This window comes from Corynebacterium glaucum, from assembly GCF_030408855.1.
Classification (GTDB): domain Bacteria; phylum Actinomycetota; class Actinomycetes; order Mycobacteriales; family Mycobacteriaceae; genus Corynebacterium; species Corynebacterium glaucum.
Genome location: NZ_CP047358.1, coordinates 2,424,709 through 2,447,895, shown reverse-complemented (window position 1 = coordinate 2,447,895; position 23,187 = coordinate 2,424,709). Strand labels below are relative to the sequence as shown.

At 63.6% G+C, this 23,187-nt stretch carries 22 protein-coding genes; 11 read left to right on the top strand and 11 right to left on the bottom strand.

All coding sequences use genetic code 11. From position 1 onward, the window contains the following. Positions 1-25 precede the first annotated feature (25 nt). Positions 26-1,189: a Fic family protein gene (locus tag CGLAUT_RS11850; RefSeq protein ID WP_290185409.1), complete on the top strand. Its 1,164-nt coding sequence runs from the start codon at positions 26-28 to the stop codon at positions 1,187-1,189. Here CGLAUT_RS11850 and CGLAUT_RS11845 read toward each other — a convergent pair. The 3 genes from CGLAUT_RS11845 to CGLAUT_RS11835 form a co-directional block, all read right to left on the bottom strand. After that, positions 1,186-1,509, bottom strand: coding sequence for a hypothetical protein (locus CGLAUT_RS11845; RefSeq protein WP_290185408.1), 324 nt, complete (start codon positions 1,507-1,509; stop codon positions 1,186-1,188). The two genes, CGLAUT_RS11850 and CGLAUT_RS11845, sit on opposite strands and share 4 nt — an antisense overlap. Before the next feature lie 90 nt (positions 1,510-1,599). Next, positions 1,600-3,024 carry a C4-dicarboxylate transporter DcuC gene (gene dcuC, locus CGLAUT_RS11840; protein ID WP_290185407.1) on the bottom strand — a complete coding sequence of 475 codons (1,425 nt, stop codon included), beginning with the start codon at positions 3,022-3,024 and terminating at the stop codon, positions 1,600-1,602. 90 nt (positions 3,025-3,114) lie between these two features. Then, on the bottom strand, positions 3,115-3,438 hold the full coding sequence (locus CGLAUT_RS11835) for a hypothetical protein (RefSeq protein ID WP_290185405.1): 324 nt from the start codon (positions 3,436-3,438) through the stop codon (positions 3,115-3,117). Positions 3,439-3,627: 189 nt separating this feature from the next. Between CGLAUT_RS11835 and leuS the strand changes: the two genes are divergently transcribed. From leuS to CGLAUT_RS11815, 4 genes are all read left to right on the top strand, one after another. Then, the gene (gene leuS, locus CGLAUT_RS11830) at positions 3,628-6,489 is read left to right on the top strand and encodes a leucine--tRNA ligase (RefSeq protein ID WP_290185403.1); all 2,862 of its coding nucleotides are present in this window, start codon (positions 3,628-3,630) and stop codon (positions 6,487-6,489) included. 13 nt (positions 6,490-6,502) lie between these two features. After that, positions 6,503-7,342: a hypothetical protein gene (locus CGLAUT_RS11825; RefSeq protein WP_290185402.1), complete on the top strand. Its 840-nt coding sequence runs from the start codon at positions 6,503-6,505 to the stop codon at positions 7,340-7,342. A gap of 87 nt (positions 7,343-7,429) precedes the next feature. After that, positions 7,430-8,593, top strand: coding sequence for a hypothetical protein (locus CGLAUT_RS11820; RefSeq protein ID WP_290185400.1), 1,164 nt, complete (start codon positions 7,430-7,432; stop codon positions 8,591-8,593). 66 nt (positions 8,594-8,659) lie between these two features. Further along, positions 8,660-9,115, top strand: a complete 456-nt coding sequence (locus tag CGLAUT_RS11815) for a VanZ family protein (protein ID WP_290185398.1) — start codon at positions 8,660-8,662, stop codon at positions 9,113-9,115. A gap of 18 nt (positions 9,116-9,133) precedes the next feature. Here CGLAUT_RS11815 and CGLAUT_RS11810 read toward each other — a convergent pair whose 3' ends face one another. Together CGLAUT_RS11810 and CGLAUT_RS11805 are read right to left on the bottom strand one after the other, a co-directional pair. Continuing rightward, positions 9,134-10,459, bottom strand: a complete 1,326-nt coding sequence (locus tag CGLAUT_RS11810; protein WP_290185396.1) for an IS1096 element passenger TnpR family protein — start codon at positions 10,457-10,459, stop codon at positions 9,134-9,136. Positions 10,460-10,559: 100 nt separating this feature from the next. Continuing rightward, on the bottom strand, positions 10,560-11,264 hold the full coding sequence (locus CGLAUT_RS11805; protein ID WP_290185394.1) for a pirin family protein: 705 nt from the start codon (positions 11,262-11,264) through the stop codon (positions 10,560-10,562). On the opposite strand from CGLAUT_RS11805, the gene CGLAUT_RS11800 reads away from it, so the two are divergent. Next, on the top strand, positions 11,259-12,437 hold the full coding sequence (locus CGLAUT_RS11800; protein ID WP_290185393.1) for a Bcr/CflA family efflux MFS transporter: 1,179 nt from the start codon (positions 11,259-11,261) through the stop codon (positions 12,435-12,437). The genes CGLAUT_RS11805 and CGLAUT_RS11800 overlap by 6 nt on opposite strands. Before the next feature lie 11 nt (positions 12,438-12,448). Here CGLAUT_RS11800 and CGLAUT_RS11795 read toward each other — a convergent pair whose 3' ends face one another. Then, entirely contained in the window at positions 12,449-13,411 is a 963-nt protein-coding gene (locus CGLAUT_RS11795; RefSeq protein ID WP_290185392.1) for an acrylyl-CoA reductase family protein, read from the bottom strand. Between the two features lie 103 nt (positions 13,412-13,514). Here CGLAUT_RS11795 and CGLAUT_RS11790 point away from each other — a divergent pair, with 103 nt between their 5' ends. Then, positions 13,515-14,633: a hypothetical protein gene (locus CGLAUT_RS11790; RefSeq protein ID WP_290185390.1), complete on the top strand. Its 1,119-nt coding sequence runs from the start codon at positions 13,515-13,517 to the stop codon at positions 14,631-14,633. Positions 14,634-14,635: 2 nt separating this feature from the next. Here CGLAUT_RS11790 and CGLAUT_RS11785 read toward each other — a convergent pair whose 3' ends face one another. Next, positions 14,636-15,772 carry an MFS transporter gene (locus tag CGLAUT_RS11785; protein ID WP_290187151.1) on the bottom strand — a complete coding sequence of 379 codons (1,137 nt, stop codon included), beginning with the start codon at positions 15,770-15,772 and terminating at the stop codon, positions 14,636-14,638. 356 nt (positions 15,773-16,128) lie between these two features. Continuing rightward, positions 16,129-17,718, bottom strand: a complete 1,590-nt coding sequence (locus CGLAUT_RS11780; RefSeq protein ID WP_290185388.1) for a bifunctional ADP-dependent NAD(P)H-hydrate dehydratase/NAD(P)H-hydrate epimerase — start codon at positions 17,716-17,718, stop codon at positions 16,129-16,131. A 34-nt stretch (positions 17,719-17,752) separates the two neighbouring features. On the opposite strand from CGLAUT_RS11780, the gene CGLAUT_RS11775 reads away from it, so the two are divergent. The 3 genes from CGLAUT_RS11775 to trhO all read left to right on the top strand — a co-directional run bounded on the left by CGLAUT_RS11775 (position 17,753) and on the right by trhO (position 20,693). Further along, positions 17,753-19,246: a DUF1846 domain-containing protein gene (locus tag CGLAUT_RS11775; protein ID WP_290185386.1), complete on the top strand. Its 1,494-nt coding sequence runs from the start codon at positions 17,753-17,755 to the stop codon at positions 19,244-19,246. 162 nt (positions 19,247-19,408) lie between these two features. Then, the gene (locus CGLAUT_RS11770; protein ID WP_095660889.1) at positions 19,409-19,756 is read left to right on the top strand and encodes a helix-turn-helix domain-containing protein; all 348 of its coding nucleotides are present in this window, start codon (positions 19,409-19,411) and stop codon (positions 19,754-19,756) included. Between the two features lie 43 nt (positions 19,757-19,799). Beyond that, positions 19,800-20,693: an oxygen-dependent tRNA uridine(34) hydroxylase TrhO gene (gene trhO, locus CGLAUT_RS11765; protein ID WP_290185383.1), complete on the top strand. Its 894-nt coding sequence runs from the start codon at positions 19,800-19,802 to the stop codon at positions 20,691-20,693. On the opposite strand, the gene CGLAUT_RS11760 is transcribed toward trhO, so the two are convergent. From CGLAUT_RS11760 to CGLAUT_RS11750, 3 genes are read right to left on the bottom strand one after another with little or no spacing between them, the layout of a single operon-like run. Next, positions 20,690-21,172 (bottom strand): hypothetical protein, encoded by a 483-nt coding sequence (locus tag CGLAUT_RS11760; protein ID WP_095660887.1) that lies wholly within the window; start codon positions 21,170-21,172, stop codon positions 20,690-20,692. The two genes, trhO and CGLAUT_RS11760, sit on opposite strands and share 4 nt — an antisense overlap. A 43-nt stretch (positions 21,173-21,215) precedes the next feature. After that, the gene (locus CGLAUT_RS11755; RefSeq protein WP_290185381.1) at positions 21,216-22,187 is read right to left on the bottom strand and encodes a universal stress protein; all 972 of its coding nucleotides are present in this window, start codon (positions 22,185-22,187) and stop codon (positions 21,216-21,218) included. Positions 22,188-22,238: 51 nt separating this feature from the next. Then, positions 22,239-22,730 (bottom strand): MarR family winged helix-turn-helix transcriptional regulator, encoded by a 492-nt coding sequence (locus CGLAUT_RS11750; RefSeq protein ID WP_095660885.1) that lies wholly within the window; start codon positions 22,728-22,730, stop codon positions 22,239-22,241. 76 nt (positions 22,731-22,806) lie between these two features. Between CGLAUT_RS11750 and CGLAUT_RS11745 the strand changes: the two genes are divergently transcribed. Then, positions 22,807-23,169 (top strand): DUF5318 family protein, encoded by a 363-nt coding sequence (locus CGLAUT_RS11745; RefSeq protein ID WP_198304943.1) that lies wholly within the window; start codon positions 22,807-22,809, stop codon positions 23,167-23,169. Positions 23,170-23,187 lie beyond the last annotated feature (18 nt).

The window sequence follows — 23,187 nt, the reverse complement described above, 5'->3', positions numbered from 1 at the left end:
TCGCTTTCCCGCTAACGTAGAGGACATGAACTGGCCCAGGATTCAGTACGAAACGCTGCAGTGGAAACCGTCCGCGCAGCCGCTCTCGCGCCGGGCTGCAAAGGCGCAACCTCGTGAGTATGGCGCTGCGAAGGTGGCGTCGATAAGCGAACTGCCCCTTGAATTGTCCCAGGAAACCCTTGCTTTGGTGGAGCGGGCGACCGTTGAGGTAGTGCGCTTCGATGCGACGGAGGCGCATCGCCTGCTGCCGTTTACTCCCCTGCTGTTGCGCAGCGAATCTGTCGCTTCGAGCCGGATTGAGCAGCTGACCTCGTCAGCGCGGAAGGTGCTTGAAGCGGAGATGACCGGTCGCGCCAGCGGAAATGCTGGACTCATTGCGGCCAATACCCGGCAGATGGCGGAGGCGGTGGATCTAGGTGTGCCATCGCTTGAGTCGATACTGGAGATGCACCGCGTGCTGCTGGAGGAGTCTGCTCCGGAGATCGCGGGCAAGTTCCGTGAGCAGCAAGTGTGGATCGGCGGGAGCGATCTGCACCCGGGTGATGCGGATTTCGTACCTCCGCATCACACCCGTCTGGCGGATGCAATGCGCGATCTCGAGCGCTTCATGCAGCGCGATGACCTGCCGGCTTTGGTGCAGGCGGCGGTTGCGCATGCACAGTTTGAGACCATCCACCCGTTTGCCGACGGAAACGGGCGCACCGGCCGCGCGCTGATACATGTGATCCTGCGTGCCCGCGGCATTACTACTTCTGCGGCGCTGCCGATCTCGGTAGGGTTGCTTTCCGATACTGTCGGCTACTTTGACACGCTTAGCGCGTACCGGGAGGGGGACGTTGGGCCGGTGGTGGCGCTATTCGCCCGCAGCGCGCTGGCTGCCGTCGAACGCGGAACATGGCTCGCGAACGAGCTTGTCGACGTGCGCGACGAATGGTCCCACCAGCTTACGGCACGTGCCGACGCACTCGCGTGGCAGGTGCTCGACCTCCTTGTGCAGCGCCCGATTCTCACGGCTGCGGTGGTGGCTGAAGAGTTCGACGCCTCGGTCGAAACCGCCCGAAATGCACTCGAGCGCCTCGAGGCCGACGGCATCGTTATTGGTGGGCAGTTGGATCGGCGGCGGAGGGCTTGGCGCTCCCCCGATGTTCTCGAGCTGCTAGACGAGTTCGCTGCCGTGAGACGGAGTTAGCGTCCCAGCGAGCTCAGCCACGCGATCGGTGCGAGCAGCATCGCGAGGCGGCCGGTGAAAAGCAGGTACCGGGATGATAACGGTTGGATGGCAATCGTCTTTTTCTCTTCTTCGGTGAGGTGCTCAGTCCTGGGGAAGAAGAAGGTGTTGGACGACAGTGGACCCGCATGCTCGTCGAATGGGCTTTTCGTCTCTTTCACGGTGTACGTCGGAGCGGTGTCGTCCGCCGTTGCCGGGGTGGTGGCGGCAATCGAAGTGGCGGTCAGCGTGACGGCGGCGGCAAGAATGCCAACGCGGCGAGCTCGGGTGTTGGTGCGCATGGGGTCTCCTAGGTTCTTCGGGACGGTGACAGTTCTTATATCTCTCATAAGGTAACCCGCTGTTATCAACCCTCGCCCGAGTCAACGCGCTTAACCGATCAACAGGAACGCGAAGATGACTGCGCTGATCGTGCCCACGAGCATGGGCACGAACGTGCGTCGGACCAGTTCAACCGGGTTGATCTTCAGCGCGCCGGAGACGATGAGCACCGCGGCGTTCACTGGCGAGGCCTGACGCATCAAATTCGAAGCGGACCAAATGGACGCGAGCATTTGTGGCGCGTGCACAGCGGATTCTGCAGCCAGGCCCGGCACCATCTCGGAGAACGCGAAGTACGGTGCCACACCGGAGCCGGTGAGCACCGCCATCAGGCCGGTAGCCAGCACGAAAACGATCACCATCAGCGCCGCCGCGCCCGACGACGCCTGCGCAAGATTGGTCAGCGCGTCGATCACGCCCATCTGCGTGATGCCCTCCACCAGAATCGCCGCGGCGACGATCAGCGAGACCACGCCGGCGGCACCTTCGCCCAGACCTTTGAAGAAGTCCTGGAGCGCATCGACCGCTTCTGTGACGTTTCGCAGCCGGATCGCCTCGATGATCATGGTCACCATCAGCGACACCACGGTCACCGGCAGAATGTCGGCCTCGAAACCCACCACGCCCATGCGGTTCAGGATCGCGGAGATGACGATGAGCAAAAGCGGCAGCAGCGGCAGCAGTGCGTAGAACCCGGGCAGGCCCTGGGCGCGTTCCACGGCTTCCTGGATGCGCCTATCGGATTCGCTCTCCTTCGCTTCCTCCACCTCTCCGGCAGTGGTCGCGGCGGTCACCTTCGCCACATCGCGAAGATCGCAACGCCGCTGCCACCACATGTGCGTGAACGCGACGACAATCAGCGCCGGCACCGTCGCGTACGCCACGTTGCCGAAGGTGAACTCCGTCACCGTCATCCCCACCAGGTCGGCACCTTGAATCAGGCCAGCCTCGAGCGGCGAGGGCGCAATGGTCGAGGAGGTCACCACAATCGCGCCCACCGTCAGCGGAGTCAGGCCAGCAGCGATCAGCGCAGGCATCAGGGTCGCCACTAGCAGCAGGGACAGAGCGCTTGCCGACGGCACGACCAAGGACAACAACGTGCCCACCGCAAACCCGACGGGCACCAGCCAGTACGAGCCTTCGAAGCGCCGTAGCGGCTGGGATAGCGCAACCACGGTCTTCGCGTCAGCACCGATGTGGCGCATGTAGCCGACGAAGCCGAAGAGCACCATGATCGCCATGCCGGTGCCGGAGAAGCGGGACTTGAACAGGGACTCGATGATCAGCAGCTCGTCGTAAAACGCGTTGCCGCTGGACTCGATGTCCTGAGTAGAAAGGGTCACGCGGCCGGTCGCCGCGGCGATCATGAGCAGCAGCACGCCCACGGCGAAGATTGCCGATGCCGCGTGCACCTTTTTGTAAATGAAGTAACCGACCGCAGCAATCGCCACGACCGCGAGCAATACATAAAGCATGCTTTAAATATCGCCCGAAGGTTTCATCTATCGCAGCGATTTCGCGGATATGTGAACAATGTCGCCTTCGTGGATCTAGTGCTAGAGCGACTACTTAATGGACGATCCAGTGAGTTCAAAGAGCGCGTAGAACGGCAGGACGAGGTTGACGATGCTCCCCAAAGTCGACGAGAGCAGGCCCGGGTTCCCAGGGGCGCGGTTCTCCGGGCTGGGGAAGAAGTATTCCGACGACCCGAGGGACGAAAGGTCCTTGTACGGCTGGATGAGCGCGGAGCTGAGCTCAACGGCGTTGAGGGAATGCCCGCTGCGGGTTTCGACCTGAAGTTCGACAGCGTTAGCGGCAGGTGCGACGATGGCGGCGCTGGCGGTGACTACTGCAATGCAGGCGGGGGCAAGACGTTTGCGGGTGAACATGAAAACAATGCACTTTCAGTAGAGGACGAATGCTGAGGACGAGTGCTGTGGGCGGTAACGACCCACACCTTCCATATCTCCCCCAGTCGCTCGGGCGTTAGATGGACGCCTCGACGCTGGGAACGAGGCGTCGATAAGCAAAAGCTCCCTGCGACCGTGACAAACGGTGCCCTATTAGACTGTCTAACCATGACTGAAGCGAACTCCGCGACCCCGGCGAACCCGCACCGCTACACGGCTGAGCTGGCCAACGATATCGAAGGCAAATGGCAGGGCTATTGGCGCGAGAACGGCACGTTCAACGCTCCGAACCCGGTGGGTGACCTTGCTCCGCAAGCGTCAGACAGCCAGACGGAGCTGCCCGCCGACAAGCTCAACGTGCAGGACATGTTCCCGTACCCCTCGGGCGCGGGCCTGCATGTGGGTCACCCGTTGAGCTACATCGCGACGGATGTGTACGCGCGCTACAACCGCATGCTGGGCAAGAACGTGCTACACACGCTGGGTTATGACGCATTCGGTCTGCCGGCGGAGCAGTACGCGATTCAAACGGGCACGCACCCGCGCACCACGACTGAGCAAAACATCGCCAACATGCGCCGCCAGCTGTCCATGCTGGGCCTGGGCCATGACCCGCGACGCTCGGTGGCCACGACGGACCCGGAGTTTTACAAGTGGACGCAGTGGATCTTCCTGCAGATTTATAACGCGTGGTTTGACCAGGAGCAGCAGAAAGCCCGCCCGATCGAGGAGCTGGTGCGCGACCTGCTCACCGGCGAGCGTAAGACCAAGGACGGCCGCGACTTCCGCGAGCTGAGCACCGAGGAAAAACACAAGGCGATCGATGAGTTCCGCCTGGTCTACCTCTCCGAATCCATGGTGAACTGGTGCCCCGGCCTAGGCACGGTGCTGGCGAACGAGGAGGTCACCGCGGACGGGCGTTCGGAGCGCGGCAACTTCCCGGTCTTTCGCAAGCGCCTGCGCCAGTGGATGATGCGCATCACCGCCTACTCCGACCGCCTGCTCGACGACCTTGAGCTTTTGGATTGGCCGGAAAAGGTCATCTCGATGCAGCGCAACTGGATCGGCCGTTCGCGCGGCGCGCAGGTTGCTTTCCAGTCCGCCGCCGGTCCGATCGAGGTCTTCACCACCCGCCCGGACACCCTCTTCGGCGCCACCTACATGGTGCTTGCTCCGGAGCATGAGCTTGTCGACGAGCTCATGGCCGACGCTTACCCGGAAGGCACCGACGCGCGCTGGACCAACGGCGCCGCGACCCCGCGCAAGGCGGTCGACGCGTACAAGCGCTCGATTGCGGCGAAGTCCGATGTGGAGCGCCAGGAAAACAAGGAAAAGACCGGCGTGTTCTTGGGCGCGTACGCGACCAACCCGGTCAACGGCGAGCAGGTGCCGGTGTTCATCGCGGACTACGTGCTCACCGGCTACGGCACGGGTGCGATTATGGCGGTGCCGGCGCACGACGAGCGCGACTACGAGTTCGCCACCGTCTTCGGCCTGCCGATTACGGCGGTGCTGGACGGCGACGTCTCCGAGGCTGCGTTTACTGGGGATGCCGCGCACATTAATTCGTCGAATAGCGAAGGCCTGGACCTGAATGGTTTGGGCAAGGCTGAGGCGATCGAGCGAGCGATTGACTGGCTGGTGGCCGGCGGCCACGGCGCCGAGAAGATTCAGTACAAGCTGCGCGACTGGCTGTTTGCCCGCCAGCGCTACTGGGGCGAGCCGTTCCCGATTGTGTACGACGAGAACGGCCAGGCGCACGGCCTGCCGGAGGACATGCTGCCGGTGGAACTGCCGCAGGTTGAGGACTACAACCCGGTCGCTTTCGACCCGGACGACGCCGAATCCGAGCCCGCTCCTCCGCTGGCGAAGGCCACCGACTGGGTCGAGGTGGAGCTGGATCTGGGCCACGGCACGCAGAAGTACTACCGCGACACCAACGTGATGCCGCAGTGGGCCGGTTCCTCCTGGTACCAGCTGCGCTACATTGACCCGACGAACAACGACGAGTTTTGCAACATCGAAAACGAGCGCTACTGGACGGGCCCGCGCCCCGAGGAGCACGGCGCAAACGACCCGGGTGGCGTGGACCTGTACGTGGGCGGTGTGGAGCATGCGGTGCTGCACCTGCTCTACGCCCGCTTCTGGCACAAGGTGCTCTATGACCTTGGTTTTGTCACCTCGCAGGAGCCGTACCGCCGCCTGTACAACCAGGGCTACATCCAGGCGTACGCCTACACCGACTCCCGCGGTGTGTACGTGCCGGCGGCCGAGGTGGAAGAGCGCGACGGCAAGTACTTCTATGGCGGCGAGGAGGTCAACCGCGAGTACGGCAAGATGGGCAAGTCGCTGAAGAACTCCGTCGCGCCGGATGATGTGGTGAGCACGTACGGCGCGGACACCCTGCGCGTGTACGAGATGTCGATGGGCCCGTTGGACACCTCGCGCCCCTGGGCGACGAAGGACGTTGTCGGCGCGCACCGCTTCCTGCAGCGCCTGTGGCGCCTCGCACTGAACGAGGAAACGGGCGAACTCGCAGTCACCGACGCGGATCTGACCACCGACGACGCCAAGCAGCTTCACCGCACCATCGCCGGCGTGCGCGAGGACTACGAGGCACTGCGTCTGAACACCGTCGCCGCGAAGCTGATCGAGTACGTTAACTACCTGACCAAGACCTACCCGTCCGGCGCCCCGCGCGACGCCGTCACCCCGCTGGTACAAATGGTCTCCCCGCTCGCCCCGCACCTCGCGGAGGAGCTCTGGGCCAAGCTCGGCCACGAGGGCACCATCACGTTCGAGCCGTTCCCCACCTTTGATGAGCAATTGCTTGTCGACGACACCGTTGAACTGCCTGTCCAAATCAACGGCAAAGTCAAAGCGCGCGTCGACGTACCGGCCGAGGCCAGCCAGGACGAGATCGAGGCGGTGGCGTTGGCCGACCCGCGCGTGGCAGAACTTACCGAGGGCAAGACCGTGGTGAAGACCATCGTCGTACCGGGGCGCATGGTGAACCTCGTGGTGAAGTAGAAGGCAAGGCACAATGAGCACCACGAATCCCGGCGGCTACTCGCCCTCCGGTGGTGATCCACAGGGCAACGGCTGGAGCCACACGAAGGGCACCGGCAAACTGCGCCCCGGTCAGGCGATCGCGTGGGGGTTCAAGGCGATTACGACTAATCCTGGCCCGATGCTGCTGATCGGTCTCGTGATGGCTGTGCTCAATGAAATGACGGTGCTGCCGTGGGTTGGACCGCTCGCCGCGATCGGCTCGCTGCTGATCATTCCGGTGATCCTCTCTGTCGCGTTGCAGCAGACGCTGAAGGCCAGGTTTCAGCATGTTCAGGCTCCCGCTTACGGCAAAGCATTAGGGATGCTTGGCGTATTCATCGCAGTGTCCTTCGGCATCGTGCTCTTGCTGACGTTCATCGCACTGGTGTTTGCGGTCGCTGGGATGGACCTCAGCCTTATCCTCACCGACCCTGAGGCGGCGGTGGATCATCCGTCGACGCTGCGCGGGCTGATGATCCTTGTGGTTTTGTTGGTGGTGATGTGCCTGCTCATAGCGCCGTTCTTCGTCTTTCCCGCCTATTTCGCAGCAGACGACAACGGCAGTTTCGGCAACGCGCTCCGCGCGGGTCTCAGCGCGGCTGCGCGCAACTATCTGTCGACGCTGGCCACTGCTGTGTTCATCATCGTGCTCGGTATCATCGCGCAGCTCCCGGCATACTTGGCAAGCGAAGGGATGCTCAACGGTTTAGTCGGCACGTTGCTGACCATCGCGCTTTCCCTGTTGATCACGCCGTACAGCTACCTGGTTGGCGCACACGCGTACCGCCAGGTTTCCGGCGGCCCGGTACCCCACGAGGCCGCGGAGAACTAGCCCCCGAGTGGTTGAGAGTGCGCCGACGGTGGCCTTCTATGTAAAATTTCAGGTGTTTTTGCCTCCGACTCTTTGAAGGAAGACACCATGAGCACCCCGAACAACGGCGGCTACCCGCCCTACGGCAACGACCCTGAGGGCTACGGCAACCAAGGCGGTGACCCGAACCAGCCGTATGGCCAGCAGTCGTATGGCAACTACCCGTCGTATGGCCAGAACCAGTATGGCCAGGATCAGTACGGTCAGGATCAGTACGGTCAGCAGGCTTATGATCAGCAACCGTATGGCCAGCAGGCCTACGGCCAGCCGGGCGACTACTCCCAGTTCGACGTCAACTCCGCTGCCGGCGCTGCCGGGGGCGACGCGATGCGTTTCCACGGCTCCCAGCTGACCGACGGCACCTTTGGCGACGGCACCCAGCCTCACCCGATCAACAACCCGGCCGCCAACGGCTGGCGCCACACAAAGGGCACCGGCAAGCTCCGCCTTGGCGAGGCGATTTCGTGGGGTTTCAAGGGCCTCATGGCAAACCCGGGCAAGATGCTGCTCATCGGCGTTTCCTCAGCAGTGCTTACCGCGGTGTCGAACTCTGAGTTCGTGGTTCTCGGTCTCCTCGCCCTCGTTGCGCTGTTCCTGCTCGCGCCGCTCTTCGCCTCCGGTGTGCTGCAGCAGACCCTGGTGAAGAAGTTCCAAAAGTGGCAGGCCCCGGCTTACGGCAAGACGCTGGGAGTTGCGGCCATCCTCGTGGTCATCGTCGTCGTTGGAATTATCATTCTGAGCATCATTGCGGGAATCATCACGGCCGCAACCGGCCTCATCGACGAGAACATCGCGATGTACGCAGATTCGCCGGAGGCGCTGCTTTCGGATCCCAATGTGATGAAGGCAGGGGGGATATTCTTGGCAAGCCTCTTCATTCCGGTACTCCTCCTGGCACCGTTCTTCCTGTTCATCATCTACTACGCGGCTGACAACAACGGCTCGTTCGGCAACGCTTTCGGTGGTGCGATGCGCAGCGGCGCACGAAACTACTTCCCGGTACTTCTGCTGATCCTGTTCCTTGCCATCGTGAACATGGCTGTGTCGGCCCCCGCACTCTTCCTCAGCTCCGGCGAAGGCATGGCGGCGGTCGGTGCTATCATCACCATCATTCTGACCGTCTTTGTCACGCCGTACACCTACCTCGTGCAGGCGCACGCGTACCGCCAGATTTCCGGCGGTCCGGTTCCTCACGAGGCCGCTGCGGCCTAATCCGTAAGCACTTTCTCCACTTTGACACTCCCCCAACACCGAGCAGCACCGACACTTCTGAAACTTGTGGCGGCGCTGCTCGTTGCCACTTTGGTGGTGCTCGTGACATTCGGCAAGGCCTACATTGAGCTGCCCGGAGTGTGGGAGTCGGCGGTGCACCAACGCCGCCAGATTCGCATCAACCCGTTGCAAACGTTCCACACTGGAGCGGCCTGGTGGGCCCCGTGGGTCAACCTGATTGGCAACATGGCGCTTTTCGCGCCCATCGGGTTCATCGCTTACCGCGACTCCATCCTGCGCGCCACGGCCATCGGTTTCGCGCTCAGCCTGGGCATCGAGACCACCCAGTTCGTCTTCGCGGCCGGATTCTCCGACCTGGACGACATCATCTCGAACACCCTCGGCGCGCTCGTCGGGGCAGCTCTCGCCAGCCGCTGGCGGCCCTACGAATCGTACTGGGTCATCGCAGCAGGCAGTGCCATTGTGCTCACAATCTTCGCAGCATTAACGACGATTGCGTGATCCCAGCCCGCGCCAAACCTAGCTCTCGTAGCCGTAGTGCCGCAGGATGTATCGCAAAAGTGCCTCGCCGCTCTGCGTTGGCACAGGACCCTCAGGGCCGGTGTAGAACCCGCCGATTTGCCTGATGAACATCACTACGTCGCGGAAACTCTCCGGTACTGCGTGCCAACCTGGCTCAAGGTCGCGGATGCCGGCGAAGTCCGCCAGGTGCTCGATGTTCTTCGCGAACTCTGCTTTGCCGAAGACGGCTTCGAAGCCAACGAGAAGCTCCGTGTGGAAATCCGCGATCGGATCCTCCGACTGGAGGAAGAACCTGCCGCGTTCAGAGACCTGGAGTGCCTCGTCGCCTAACGCGATGAGGCCCGCGCCTTCCAAGAACTGCCGCAGTTGGCGCACCTCAGGGAAGGTATTTTCCCGCGGCTGCCCGCCCGTGTGCTTCCTTCCTAACAGCTCCGCCAGCATGCGCACTGCCGCGACCGGGAGGTTGCCAGTTTTGGTCAGCACCACCGGCTCGCTGAAGAGGTCGACGGCGTCGTACAAGACGTTGGCAAGCTCGAGCGGCTCGGCAGCTGTCCCCCGGTACATGGCGCTGCCGTCCGGACCCAGCTTGTCTTCGAAGAATTCCGCCACTGCAGAAAGCAGCGTCGGGTTCAGATCCGGGTTTGGATCGTTCTGCATGATCTGGCGCAGCTCCGGGCGCGAATCCAAAAAGTCCTCGAATTCGTCGGCGAGATCCGGGGCGTCCACGTCCGGCATGCCGGGGATTGGCTGGTCGAAGTAGATTTCCTCGGCCACAAACCCGATGCGGGTGGCCACCGAGACCGGGTCCGCGACGGTAAGGCGCTGCAACATCCGCTCCGGCGACATCACGGGCAGGAAGCTCAACAGCAGCGGGGTGACTTCCATATCTGGCGGCAGACCCGCGGCGATGCGGCGTGCTTCGTTGCGGAACTTCGTCATCAACTCTGGGCCGTTGGCGGATTCGACGATGTCGGGCCCGCAAGCGTCGATAAGCAATGGTGTGGGACCGTCAAGCTGGGACTCGCCGAGGACCGCGACCTGCACCGTCCAGTTCGCGGTGGGGTCGTAGATATAGGTGATTTCGGAGATTCTGGCGACGGTGAGTTCGGTCTCGTCGGATTCGCCGGCGCTGGGGATTTCGGCGAAGATGTGGCGGAACTCGCCCGAGCCGGTGGCGTACAGGTGCGTCGCGGCGCCGGAGAAGCCGAAGGCGGCATCGATGACCTGCGACAGTTCGCCGAGGTCCATGGAGTCGTCCACGTTGACGCAGCGCGAAATTTCGGGCAGGGAGCCTTCCAACGTCATAAGCAGCGTCACGATCATGCCAGACACAATACGGCTGATCGCCGCGCCGGGTTGGGTAACGGGTGCGCACTAAAATCTGCACGCGCGGCGTAACGCGGGCGTGCGGAGGGTGGGGGCGCTAGTTCGCGAGCGGTTCGCCGCCGAAGAGCACGGCGCGCGCCGGGGTGCTGGAGGTGTTCTTTATGCCCCAGGTTTTGTTGCCGGTGCCGGTGTATCCGACCTCGCCGCGCGGGACCGCAACGCGCTGCACCTCGATGCCATCTGTGACGGCGAGCAGGCCATATTCAAACGCCTCGTTGAGCACCAGCGCCACTTCCGCGCCGGGTTCGAGCCGCAGCTCCCCGGCCACGAGTGGCGTGTGTGTTTCCACCGGAGACGACTGGCCGAACAGCTCGCCGACGAAGACCCGCGCCTCGCCGGAGACGGCGGTGGTGACGCTGCGCAGCGTGAACACCGCCGGCGCGTACACCTCGAGCCGGCCGCTTGCGCCCTGCGGCACCGCCGCGTCCAGGCACACGCCCACGGCGCCACTGCCAGCAGTAGTGCGAAGCGCCGAACCGCTGGCAGGCGACGTCGCCACACTGGCTGCGCCCGCGCCGACGCGCTCCTCCAACCCGTGAGGGCCTGCGTGGCGCACCTCGCCGTCAATGACCCACACCACGGTCTGGTGCCCGGCGCGCGGCGCGACGCGGGCACCATCGCCGTCATCATCACTGCCGAAGACCGCGGCGAAATCCCAGGCGCCGATCCGCCCCTGCTCGCTGCGGCGGTTCTCGGTCGAGTTCAAGCGGTTATCCATGTGCGTTATGGTACCTGCGTGCAACAACTTTCAGCCGGGCTGCTGTTCGCGCTGGCCTTCTTTTCCGCGGCCGCGCCACTGTCCATCGACCTCTATCTGCCCGGCATTCCGGAACTCCAAGCCGAGCTGGCCACCTCGCCCGCCGCGGCGCAGGCGACCATCTCAGGGTTCATGGTGGGGATGGCCATCGGCAACCTCATTTTCGGGCCGATCTCGGACGCCACGGGCCGCAAACGCCCCATCATTGTCGCTGCGACTGTGCTGCTCGTCGCCTCGGTGCTGTGCGCTATCGCCCCGTCGATCCACCTGCTCATCGCCGCCCGCGCGATCCAGGGCCTCGCCGGCGGGTGCGTGGTCGTGGTCTCGCGCTCGGTCGTCCCGGACCTCGCACGTGGCGCACAAGCTGCCCGCGGATTTTCTGCACTCATGGCGCTCACCGGTTTCATGCCAGCGGTTGCGCCGGCCCTCGGTGGCATTCTGCTCCCGCTCGTCGGATGGAGGGGCCTCTTCTGGTTCATCGCCACCATCAACCTGATCCAAGTAGTTCTCTCCCTGCGCCTGCCGGAATCCCTCCCGCCGGAGAAGCGCACTTCAGGCGCGCTGAGCAGCCTCTTCCCACGCATCGGGCGATGCCTGCGCCGCCCGGCATACGTCGGCTATATGCTCGCCGGAGCGCTCGGCTTCGGCGCGCTGTTCGCCTACATCGCGGCTTCCCCGCTCGTCCTCCAGCGCCAGCTCGGCTTCTCCCCCACCGCATTCGCCTTCACATTCGGCGCAATCTCGCTGCTCATCCCGCTCTCCAACGTGCTCAACATGCGGCTGGTCAAGCACGTTCCGCCCCGCAGGTTGCTTCGCAGGGCTTTGCTTATCGACGCCCTCATAGCCGCCATCGTCCTCACCCTCTCCGTCACCGGCCCCACCCGCATCATCCTTCCGTTCCTGGCGGGCCTGGTCGTCATGGCCGGCTTCGTCGGCGCGAACGCGAACGCGCTGGCGGTGGAGGAAGTCCGCGACATCGGTGCCGGTGCGGGCTCAGGCGCCATGGGCTTCTTGCAGTTCGTCGTCGCTGCTGCCGTCGCCCCGGTGGCGGGCCTGGGCAGCAATCACGCCCTCGCCATGGCGGCAGCGTCACTCACGTGCGCGGCGTTTGCGCTGGCTGCGGTGGTGGCGCTGACGACGAAGCCGTCGACAAGCTAGAGCCTCACAAGCTAAAGCTCGACGACGGTGCGGCCGCTGCGCTTGCCGTCCAGCAGCTCCGCGCCAGCTTCGATGACCTCGTCAAGGCCGACGGTCTCGGTGCGGATCGCGTCGGTGCCCACGGATTCGGCGAGTAGCGCCCACGCCTGCTCGCGCAGATCGCGCGGGGTATCCACCGAGTTGATGCCAAGCAGGCGCACGCCGCGCAGGATGAACGGCATCACGGTTGCGGGCAGGTCGGCGCCGGCCGCCATGCCGCACGCGGTGACGCTGCCGCCCCACTCGATCTGCGAGAGCACATTGGCCAGCACCTGCGAACCAACCGTGTCCACCGCGCCCGCGAAGCGAGCCTTGGCCAGCGGTTTTCCTTCGCCCTCGAACTCGGCGCGATCGATCACGTCCGCCGCCCCAAGCTCGCGCAGCCACGCACCGTGTTCTTCGACTCGGCCCGTCACCGCGACGACTTCGTAGCCGCGAGCAGCGAGCAGCTGCACCGCGATCGAGCCCACCCCGCCGGTCGCTCCAGTCACCAGCACAGGGCCAGCTTGCTTATCGACGCCCTCTTCCAACGCCGCTACTGAAAGCGCCGCCGTGTATCCAGCAGTTCCGATGGCGGCCGCCTCGGCGGCACTGAAGCGCTCCGGGACCTTTGTGATCAGGGAACCGTCAATGCGCATGTGCGGCGTGTACCCGCCGTGCCTGCGCTCGCCGATGCCGTGGCCGTTGACGGTGACCAGCGTGCCGTCGTCAAGCGTGCCCACTGCGTCGATGCCTGGCACGAGCGGGAAGGTCCGCACCACCCCGCGATTTCCTGCGAGCGCCATTGCGTCTTTGTAGTTAATCGATGAGTGGCTGATGTGAATGTCGGTGTCGCCTTCGCCGGCGAATTCCTCGCGGGTTTCGACGAGCTGGGCGCCGTCCTCGGTGACGAGGATGGAGTTTTCGTTCTGTTTGCCGAGGTCAGTGTTGTCCATACCGCTCCAGCATAGGGCGAGCTGGCGTCAATAACCACGATGGTTTAACCTAAGAGCCTGCTAAGAGAAGTTGTAGACGTGGCATAAAACTCGCCTCTGGACCGTGGAGCACATCCAAATGAAACTGAGCAGGCCAATTGCACTTGGCACCGCAGCGGCGCTCACCATGACCGCTATTCACGCACCCGTGTACTCGTTCGCCGCTGAGCAGGGCGCGTTCACCGCCTCGAACGGCGTGACCATTCAGTACGTCAAAGGCTCCGAGGGCGACAACGGCGCCTACGTATTCCTGGGCGGCGATGGCACGGTCGCGCAGATGAAGCCGGGCAGCCCGTTCACCACCACGATGTCTTCCGTCACCGAGCGTCACGATGTCAGTGGCTACTTCCTGGTCCCGCCGAACAAGGACCACAGCTGGTGGCAGGGCAAATCCTTTGACACGCTCGAGACGTGGTGTGTGGCCGTGCGCGAGTTCATCAACTCGCTAGAGACCGACAATGTGGAAGTGATGGGCTACTCCGGCGGTGCTGAGTTCATAGGGCGCCACCTGCTGCGCACCAACACCGGCTGGACGCCGGAGAACTTCTCCGCTTCGATGGTGGGCGGCGGCGGCACCTCCGGCAACCCAGTGACCCCGCCGGCGGCAGGCAAAGAGACAACCCCGCTGCTGTGGATTGTGGGCGAGCGGGACACGTACAGTCTCCTGTACCCCACCTGGTCCGCGCTCGAGTCCTCGAAAGAATCGCGCACCGAGTACGAAAACGCTGGCTTCACCGATTCCCGCATTCGCGTGCTGCCCAATACCGACCACTACCAGTACGACTTCCCCGCGTTGCTGGATGAGCGCCTGAATGCCATGAGTTCGTCGGCCCCGGCACCTGCACCGGCGCCTGCACCGGCGCCTGCGCCGATCTCTGCACCGACCCCTGCTCCGGTGCCGCCCCTGCCCGTAGAAAGTGGCGCGCCTGTGTCGCCTGCCCCGGCACCGTCTGCGCCAGGTGCGCCAGGTGCGCCAGGTGCGCCGTCACCGGAGCCGAAGCTGCCAGCCGGAGAGTCGTCGGCACCCGCCGCGCAGCCCAAGCGCCCGAGTTCTGCCCCCGCTACGGATGAGCCCGCCTCGGATCGCCCCAGGCAGTCCTCGCGCGGCAACGCCTTGCTGGCTCAGCTGCGCCGCATGATCCTGAACTTCATCATTTCCCACTACCTCACGCGCGGCCAATAACGTCAGCGCAGCAGCGGGCGGGAAAAGCCCGCAAGCGCAACCAGTGCGGCCGCACCGAGTACGAGCGTGATTATTAGGGTGCCGGGGAGGTATCCGGCATCGACTGTTGCAGCGCCCAGCGCTGATCCGGACGCGATACCGACCTGGAACGTGACCACGTAGATGGAGCTCGCGAGATCCTGGTTGCGTTGGCCGGCGTGCAGAAAGATCGTGGTTCCGGCGGTGGGAAGCGCACCGGCGGCCGTGCCAAGCACTGCCACCGCGATAAGCGTGATCCAGCTGGATCCCGTCTGCAGCGCCAGAAGCCCAATCATGGCCGCGACCATGAGCAGGACCGTGTCGAGGCCGTTAACGCGGATCATTCGCTGATCCACGCGACGACCAGCGATGACCACACCAACAAGGCCGAAGAAGCCGTATAGCGACAGGCCGATTGGCACCCAGTTTCGCCCCGCTGTCGTTTCGATGATCAGCGCGAGGTACGTGAACGTCGCAAATACAGCGGTCACGGCGAACGTGAGGTAGAAAACCAGCGATGGGATCGCCGATTTCGCCTTGCGCTTCACCCCAACCTCAGCTGCGGGGCGGGCTGGTAGCGACGGCAGGGTGCGCAGCAGAAGCAGCAACGCGATGACAGTGGCGGCGCCGAGTACCCACGTTGCGTCCCGCCAGCCGATTTGGTTACCCAGGGCGGTGGTCAGCGGAGCGCCAATCACGGTGGACATAGTGGCCCCGAGCGAGACGGTGGCAACGGCTCGGCCCATCTGGCCGGGTGGGGCAAGCCGCCCAGCCATCGGGTTGATCAGGGACCAGAACAGCCCGTGTGTAACCGCCGCTGTAACGCGGCCCGCGACCAGTACGGCGTAGTTCGACGCGCTGGCTTGGAGCACAATGCCGGTGAGCAAGAACCCGAGGGTGGCGATGAACACCGGCCGCCGGTCCATGTGTCGAGTCGCTGACATCAGCGGGATCGTCACAAGGGCGACAAGTCCGGCGTAGACCGTCATCAGCAAGCCGATCAGGCCCTCGGACACGCCGAGGTCCTGGGCCATCGGCGAGATGAGGCCGACCGAAAACATCTCAAAATTGACGTAGACGAAGGCCGCGAAACTCATCGCCGCCAACGGCACCATCTGCATGCTCTTGGGCTGGACTTGTCGCGTTTCAGTCACGCGAGCACCATACGGCACCCGTGGATTAAGTGCGCGATCGCGATGCGGGATTGTGACGCACGGGTCTTTGTAGACGTCAGCCGCCATGGCGCCACACTAGTCACACGCGACCTGGGCAAATGCGGAGCCTTGGTCGCTGATGTCTACATCTGCACCGGATGCTCTGGCATCTAGATCAGGTTGAAGTACTTCGCCCAGTCAAGGAAGCGGAGCACGGAGCGAGAGAGGTTATCCAGGGCGATGATCGCGGCAGGGATCGAGGACAGGAAAGAGGAAAGCGACATGCGCCCAAAGATAGCAGGGCAATTGACCACCAGGAATTCCTAGATAGCCCCGGACCGCGCCGTGGCTTCGCGCACAAAGCTCGCAATGCGGCTAGCCGGCGCCGTCGCGTCGCCGAACGGGGTGGCAGCCGCGAGCTTCGCAGCGGAGGCGTGCACCGCCACCGCCTGTGCCAACAAGAACTGCAGTGCGTGCGACTCGGGATCGCTCGCCAGGTGCGCGCCCACAACCCCGGCCAGCACGTCCCCCGAACCCGGTGTGGCCGCCCAGGAGTGCCCAGCGTCCACGGCGGCCACCGGTTCCAGCAGCTCCTCCGTCGCGATCAGCGTGATGCGCCCCTTGCGCACAATGGCGCACTGCAGCTCGCTCGCGAGTGCACGGGTTTCCTGCCATCGCGACCCTTCCGGCAGCCCGACCGCCTCCCGCAGCCGAGTGAATTCCCCATCGTGCGGGGTGAGCACGGTATGCGCCTCGCGCTTTACCACCAGCTCCCGCAGGTCCTCGTGGGTGGCCAACAACGTGAGGCCGGTGGCGTCGATAAGCACGGGCTCCTGCCGCTCCAGCACCCAGCGCAGTTGATCAGCCGTGTCCAGGCCTGGGTCTGCGCCGGGGCCGAAGACCCAGGCCTGGACGCGGCCGGCATCGGCAAGTGACTCGGTGACCACCACCTCCGGGTGCGCGCGCACCACTTCGAGCGCTTGCGGTCCGGCGTAGCGCACCATCGCCGGGGTGGCGTTCACGGCGCCTGCGGTGCACAGGATCGCTGCGCCGGGGTACGTACCGCTGCCCGCGAAAATGCCGGCGACGCCACCTGAGTACTTGTCGTCTGCCGCGCCGGGTTCGACATCCAAGCGCCAGCCAGGGGGCATGGTAGTGATTCCCTCCGGAAGCGCGAGATCCGGGACGACGGCGCGGGCGCTGACGACCAGCGGCGGACCATCGGCGGCCCACTCGGGCAGGGTATCGATCAGCAGGGTGTGCAGCGGACGGCCGGGTAGGCCGACATCCGCGAGCAATTGCAGCCCGCAGTCCGGGGAAAGGGCGTGTGCGCGGCGCCACCCGCCGAAAGTCACCGTCACATCGGCGGGGATGTATAGGTCTCCGGCTTCCCCGGTGTCTGCGTCGACACCAGATGGCACGTCCACCGCCAGGATCTGCGTGTCTAGCCGGGCCCGACTGCGGCAGAACTCCACCACTTCCGCCAGTTCCGCGCGCAGACCAGCACCGCCGCCTAAGCCGACAATGCCGTCGATGATCAGGCGGTGCGACCACAGGTACTCAGGCAGCTCTTCCAACACCGTCCCGCCCGCGTTGCGAAACGCAGTGAGCGCCCGCTCGTGCACCTCGTCGGCCACCAGCACCGCATCCACGCCGTGACCCGCCAACGCCAATTCCGCGCCCGCGTACAGCGCATCGCCCCCATTGCCCCCGCCCCCGGCAAGCACCAGCACCCGGTCCTCAGCCTCGCCTGCATCCCCTGCATCCCCTGTGTCCCCGCGCAGCCACGCGTCTGCCGCCTGATACACCGCATGGGCTGCGGATTGCATGAGTTGGTCGGGGACGGATTCGTCGTCAAGCAATACTGCTTCTGCCTGGCGGATTTGGCTGGCGGTAAAGGTTGTGGCGAACATGGCGCACCAGCGTACGCCGGTATGGTTAAGGGACATGCCGTACAAAATCGGATTCGACCGCGAGAAATACATCGACATGCAGTCGGAGCACATCACGGCCCGGCGTGCGGAGATCGGCGGCAAGCTCTACCTCGAGATGGGTGGCAAGCTTTTCGACGACCACCACGCCTCCCGCGTCCTGCCGGGGTTTACCCCGGACAACAAGATCGCCATGCTGGACCGGATCAAAGACGACATTGAGATTGTCATCTGTTTCTCGGCGCTGGACTTGGTGCGGCAAAAGGTGCGCGCGGATCTCGGCATCACCTACGAGGACGACGTGCTGCGGCTTGTCGACGTCTTCCGTGACCGCGGATTCTTAGTGGAAAACGTGGTGTGCACGCAGATCGAGGGTCACAATCCACTGGTGGAGACGTTTTTGGAGCGGCTCGCACGCCTCGGGCTAAAGGTGTCGAGGCATTACATGATTCCGGGGTATCCGCACGATACTTCCGCTGTGGTGAGTGAGAACGGCTTCGGGCGCAACGACTATGTAGAGACGTCGCGGGATCTGATTGTGCTGACCGCGCCGGGTCCGGGCTCCGGCAAGCTGGCGACGTGCATGTCGCAGGTGTACCACGACAACCAGCGCGGCATTCCCGCAGGATATGCGAAGTTTGAGACGTTTCCGATCTGGAACCTGCCGCTGTCGCACCCGGTGAACTTGGCGTACGAAGCGGCGACGGCGGATCTCGATGACATCAACGTGATCGACCAGTACCACCTCGACGCGTACGGCGAGCAAGTGACCAGCTACAACCGGGATATTGATGTCTTTCCGCTGCTGCGCTCACTGTTGAAAGAGGTCACGGGCACGGAGCCGTACAAGTCGCCGACGGATATGGGTGTGAACATGGTCGGCCACTGCATCTCCGATGACGCAGCGTGCCGATACGCCGCGGAGCAGGAGATCATCCGCCGGTACTTCCACGCGTTGGTGGCGGAGCGGCGCACCGATGCGGATTCGACGGTGTCTGATCGTGTAGCCAACGTGATGCGCAAAGCAAACGTAACCGTGACCGATCGTGCGGTGGTCGCGCCGGCGCTTGCGATTGCGGAGCAGACTGGCAACCCGGGTGCGGCGCTGGAACTGCCGAGCGGGCAGATAGTCACCGGCAAGACGTCGGACCTGCTCGGGCCGTCGGCGGCGGTGCTACTCAACGCGCTGAAGGCACTCGCGGAGATTCCCGATGACGTGCACTTGCTCTCCCCTGCCTCGATTGAGCCGATTCAGTCGCTGAAGACCCGGCACCTGGGTTCGGTGAACCCGCGCCTGCACACTGATGAGGTGCTCATCGCGCTGTCTGTGTCCGCGTCGTCGGACCCGCAGGCTGCGACCGCGCTGGATCACCTGAAGTACCTGCGCGGCTGCGACGCGCACGTGACCACCATCTTGGGTTCGGTGGATGAGGGCATCTTCCGGTCCCTCGGCGTGCTTGCCACCACCGAGCCGCAGTACTGGCGCAAGGCGCTGTACCACAAGCGTTAGAACAGCGCCGCCACGAGATCCATCGGCTCGACTCGCCGCGTGTGCCAGGGATCGAGCCTGGAGGTCTGTGTCGTTTGTGCAGCTAGCTCAGTCAAAAGTCATCCTCTCTTCGTTTAATTCATCTATTGCGCTCGTTGCGGATGCTTCCTACACTGCACCATTATGGACAGCAAGTCGCAGCTCTCGCCGGTGGAACAAGCCCTCTCAGCCTTGAACGACAACCTCGCAAGCGCGCGCACCGAAGCGAAAGACTCGGTCACGGTGCCGAAAGAAACAGCCATCTGGATCCGCAATGTGCTCGAGGATATCGCCGAAGGCCGCCTCGTGCGCTCGCCTGAACCCGAAGACGAGATGACCACCCAGCAGGTAGCCAACCTCCTTGGTGTCTCGCGACCGTTCGTGGTCAAGCTCATTGACGACGGCCGCTTGCCGGGCCACAAGGTGGGCACTCACCGCCGCGTGTACACGCGCGACGCGATCGACTTCAAAACTCGCATGGACCGTTCCTAGCCGAGCTTTTGTCCCGGCACGCAGCGGCAATACAATCCGAGCTATGACCGGAAAAATCCTGCTCTACTACAAGTTTCAGCCCATCGCGGACCCAGACGCCGTGCGCCTGTGGCAGCGCGACCTGTGTGAGTCGCTGGGACTGACCGGCAGGATTCTCATCTCCCCACACGGCATCAACGGCACCGTCGGCGGGGACATTCAAGCTTGCAAGACCTACGCCCGCAAAACCAAGGAATACTTCCGCGGCATCGAGTTCAAGTGGTCCGACGGCTCCGCAGAGGATTTCCCGAAGCTCAGTGTGAAAGCGCGCGACGAAATCGTCGCATTCGGTGCGCCAGATGAGCTCGAAGTCGACGAGCGAGGCGTGGTCGGCGGAGGCGCTCACTTGACCCCCGAGCAGGTGAATGAGCTCGTCGAAAAGCGAAGCGACGTGGTGTTTTTCGACGGCCGCAATGCCCGCGAAGCCGAGATCGGGCGCTTCAAAGGCGCCGTCGTGCCGGATGTGGAAACCACCCACGACTTCATCGCCGAGATTGAAAGCGGCAAGTACGACTGGATGAAAGATAGACCGGTTGTAGCGTACTGCACCGGCGGGATCCGCTGCGAGATTCTGACTCCGTTGATGAAGAACCGCGGGTTCGAAGAGGTATACCAGATTGACGGCGGCATCGTCCGCTACGGAGAGAAGTACGGCAACTCGGGGCTGTGGGAAGGCTCCTTGTACGTCTTTGACAAGCGAATGCACACCGAGTTCGGCGCGCCGGGAGATCCCGACTTTGTGCAGCTCGGCCACTGCGTGCACTGCGATGCGCCGACGAACCAGTTCTACAACTGCGCGAACGAGCCGGAATGCCGCCACCAGTACTTGAGCTGCGAGGACTGCCGGCAGGCGAAGCCGTACTGCGCCGATTGCGCCACTGCGCAGATCTCCGGCTAGCCGCTCACACCCTCTGTCGCGTCGAACGCGAGGATGCCCACCGTGATAATTAGCCAAATCATGGTGAACGGCACGATGGGCAGCCAGAACACGCCCATCCAGGGCATCCACCGCTCGTAGCGGTTGAGTTTGCGCACCATGATTACTGCGCAGCCGATCAACATGGCGACCGGCGGGATGGAAGTGAGGATCGCCCACCAGGTCCGCCATTGCGGGGTGCACAGCCAAGTCGCGCCGTCGTCGCAAAGCGGGCCGCCCTGCAACCTCGAGATGAGTGCGAGCACGAACCCGAACCCGACGGTAATACCCACCGTAGCCACGGCATACCAGATTGCCTGGCGCGTGGATTGACGGTTGCGCTCGGCGGTGACCAGCGGATCCGGCTCATCGGCGAGCTCGTCGAAGGTTTGCGGCTCCGGCCGGACGCGGCTGAACCTGTCCGCGCCGGAGTGGAGGTCGTTTTCCGGATGGTCGCGCATGGTTCTCACCCTATCCCGGCTCCGTGCAATGCCACTAGGCCGCTTAGTTGGTGCCGCGCGGGTAGATGATTACGGGCACTGGCGCGAAGCGGATGAACTCGCCCTCGCGCGTGCCCACAAACACCCGCTTCAGGTTGTCAGACGGCTGCGACCCGATGCACATCACGTCGCCTTTCTTCCACTTCACCGAATCGATGGAGCGCTTCCACCCCTTGCCCGAGGCGACGAAGCTTTCTACGTCAAAGGTGTCGGCAAACCGCGGGTCGATAGCGGTGGCCACGCCAAACGCCTGGTCACGGGCGCGATCGAGCAATCCCAGCGTGGTTTCGTTCCACTCCGCAGCCGCATCCGAAATATCGGTAACCTGCTCAGACGGTGAGAACGCGATGATGCGCAGCGGCACGCCCAGCACGCACGCCAACGTCGTCGCGTACGGCAACCCGGAGAATCCACCCGCGCCCTTCGGTGCCGCAGATTTCGACGATTCCACCAGCGCATACGTCACCCGCGTAATGCCCTTGCGTGACAAGCTCACCCCTTTCGGCGCCAGTCCAAGCGGCACCGGCGAGGAGTGCATCAGCGCATCAGCCACCGACGATGGCCGGAATCGGTTCTTGGCGGTCTTCGCGCGCGAACCCAGCACAATCAGATCCGCGGTGAATTCCTCTGCGGATTGGTACAACGATCCCGCGACATCGGCGCGGTCGGTCAGGCACGAAGCGTCTTTCGCCCACTGCGCCTTCGGCACGTACTCTTTGAGCACCTTGCGAGCTTGGTGGTCAAACTCCGTTGCGCGCTCCTTGAACCATTTCCGGTACTTCTTCTCCGAAAGCGGCTTCTTCCAGTTGCTTTCCACAGCGGAAACCACTTGGACCTTGACCGGCAGCGAGCGTCCAAGCCACGCCGCAAACTCCACCGCTTCGGTGTTCAGCGAATCCCAGCCGACAATAACGCGCAGAGCACGCCCGCTATCGGGTAGCTCTGCGAGGTCGCTAGTAAACGAACGGTGAACCATCGGCAAACAGTTTACGCACCCTGTTCACCGAACACCGAATTATTGCTAGACCTATTCCCCCACCTGACCAGCATTCCGCCTCGCGGAACCGCTGGTTGCCTTTTCCGGTTCCGCATACGCCTCCGCCAGCGCCATGATGGCGTTCGCTGCTTCGGCGAGTTGGCCCAGGTTGCCGTCGTCAAGCGAGTCCAGCATCTCCGCAAGGAATTGCGTGCGCTCCTCGCCTACCCGCTCAAGGGTCAGCTCCCCGAGTTCGGTGAGCTCCACCGTTACGCCGCGTCGATCTTCGTTCGCGCGCAGCCTCCTGACCAGCCCTTGCTTCTCCAGCTGGTTGATGGTGTTAGATGCGGTGGGCATGCGCACGCCCTCGGCGTCGGCAAGCTGGCGCACCCGGCTCGGTCCGTGATCCTGAATTCGATGCATGATGGAAAGCTGCGGCCCCGTCAGTTCGGACTGATCCGCAGTCCGAAAATACGTGACGTAGAGTTTGGTCATCGCCGGCCGGATCTGCCGGGCTAACTCAAGTGGATCGGGGCGTGCCATGAGACGGTCTTTCCTTGTCGCCTGTCGATTGATAGTTTGAACTGCCTAAAAAACCACTTTACTCATATTTGCTGACATGATCGCATACACACACGAGGTTTCACACGAGTGGCAGCGCCGCGTCACCGTCCGCGAGTTTCACCAGGGCAGTTTGCTTATCGACGACCTGTGCGACGCCGATTTCCTCCTCCGGGCGGCCGCGACGCACCACGGTGAAGACGCGCAATACCCCTGCCCCATCTGTGGCGGCTCCCTGCGCGTCGTCAAGTGGGTGCACAGCGAAAAACTCGGGCGGCGCAGCAATACCGCGCGTTCGGAGGATGAGATCGAACAGCTCGTGGGCGAGGTCGGTCCAATCACCGTGCACTTCGTAGAGGTCTGCCCAGTGTGCAAGTGGAATTTTTTGCTTAAAGAAGTCACAGCTGCACCAGTAGTGTGAACAAGCCCCGCCAAGGTA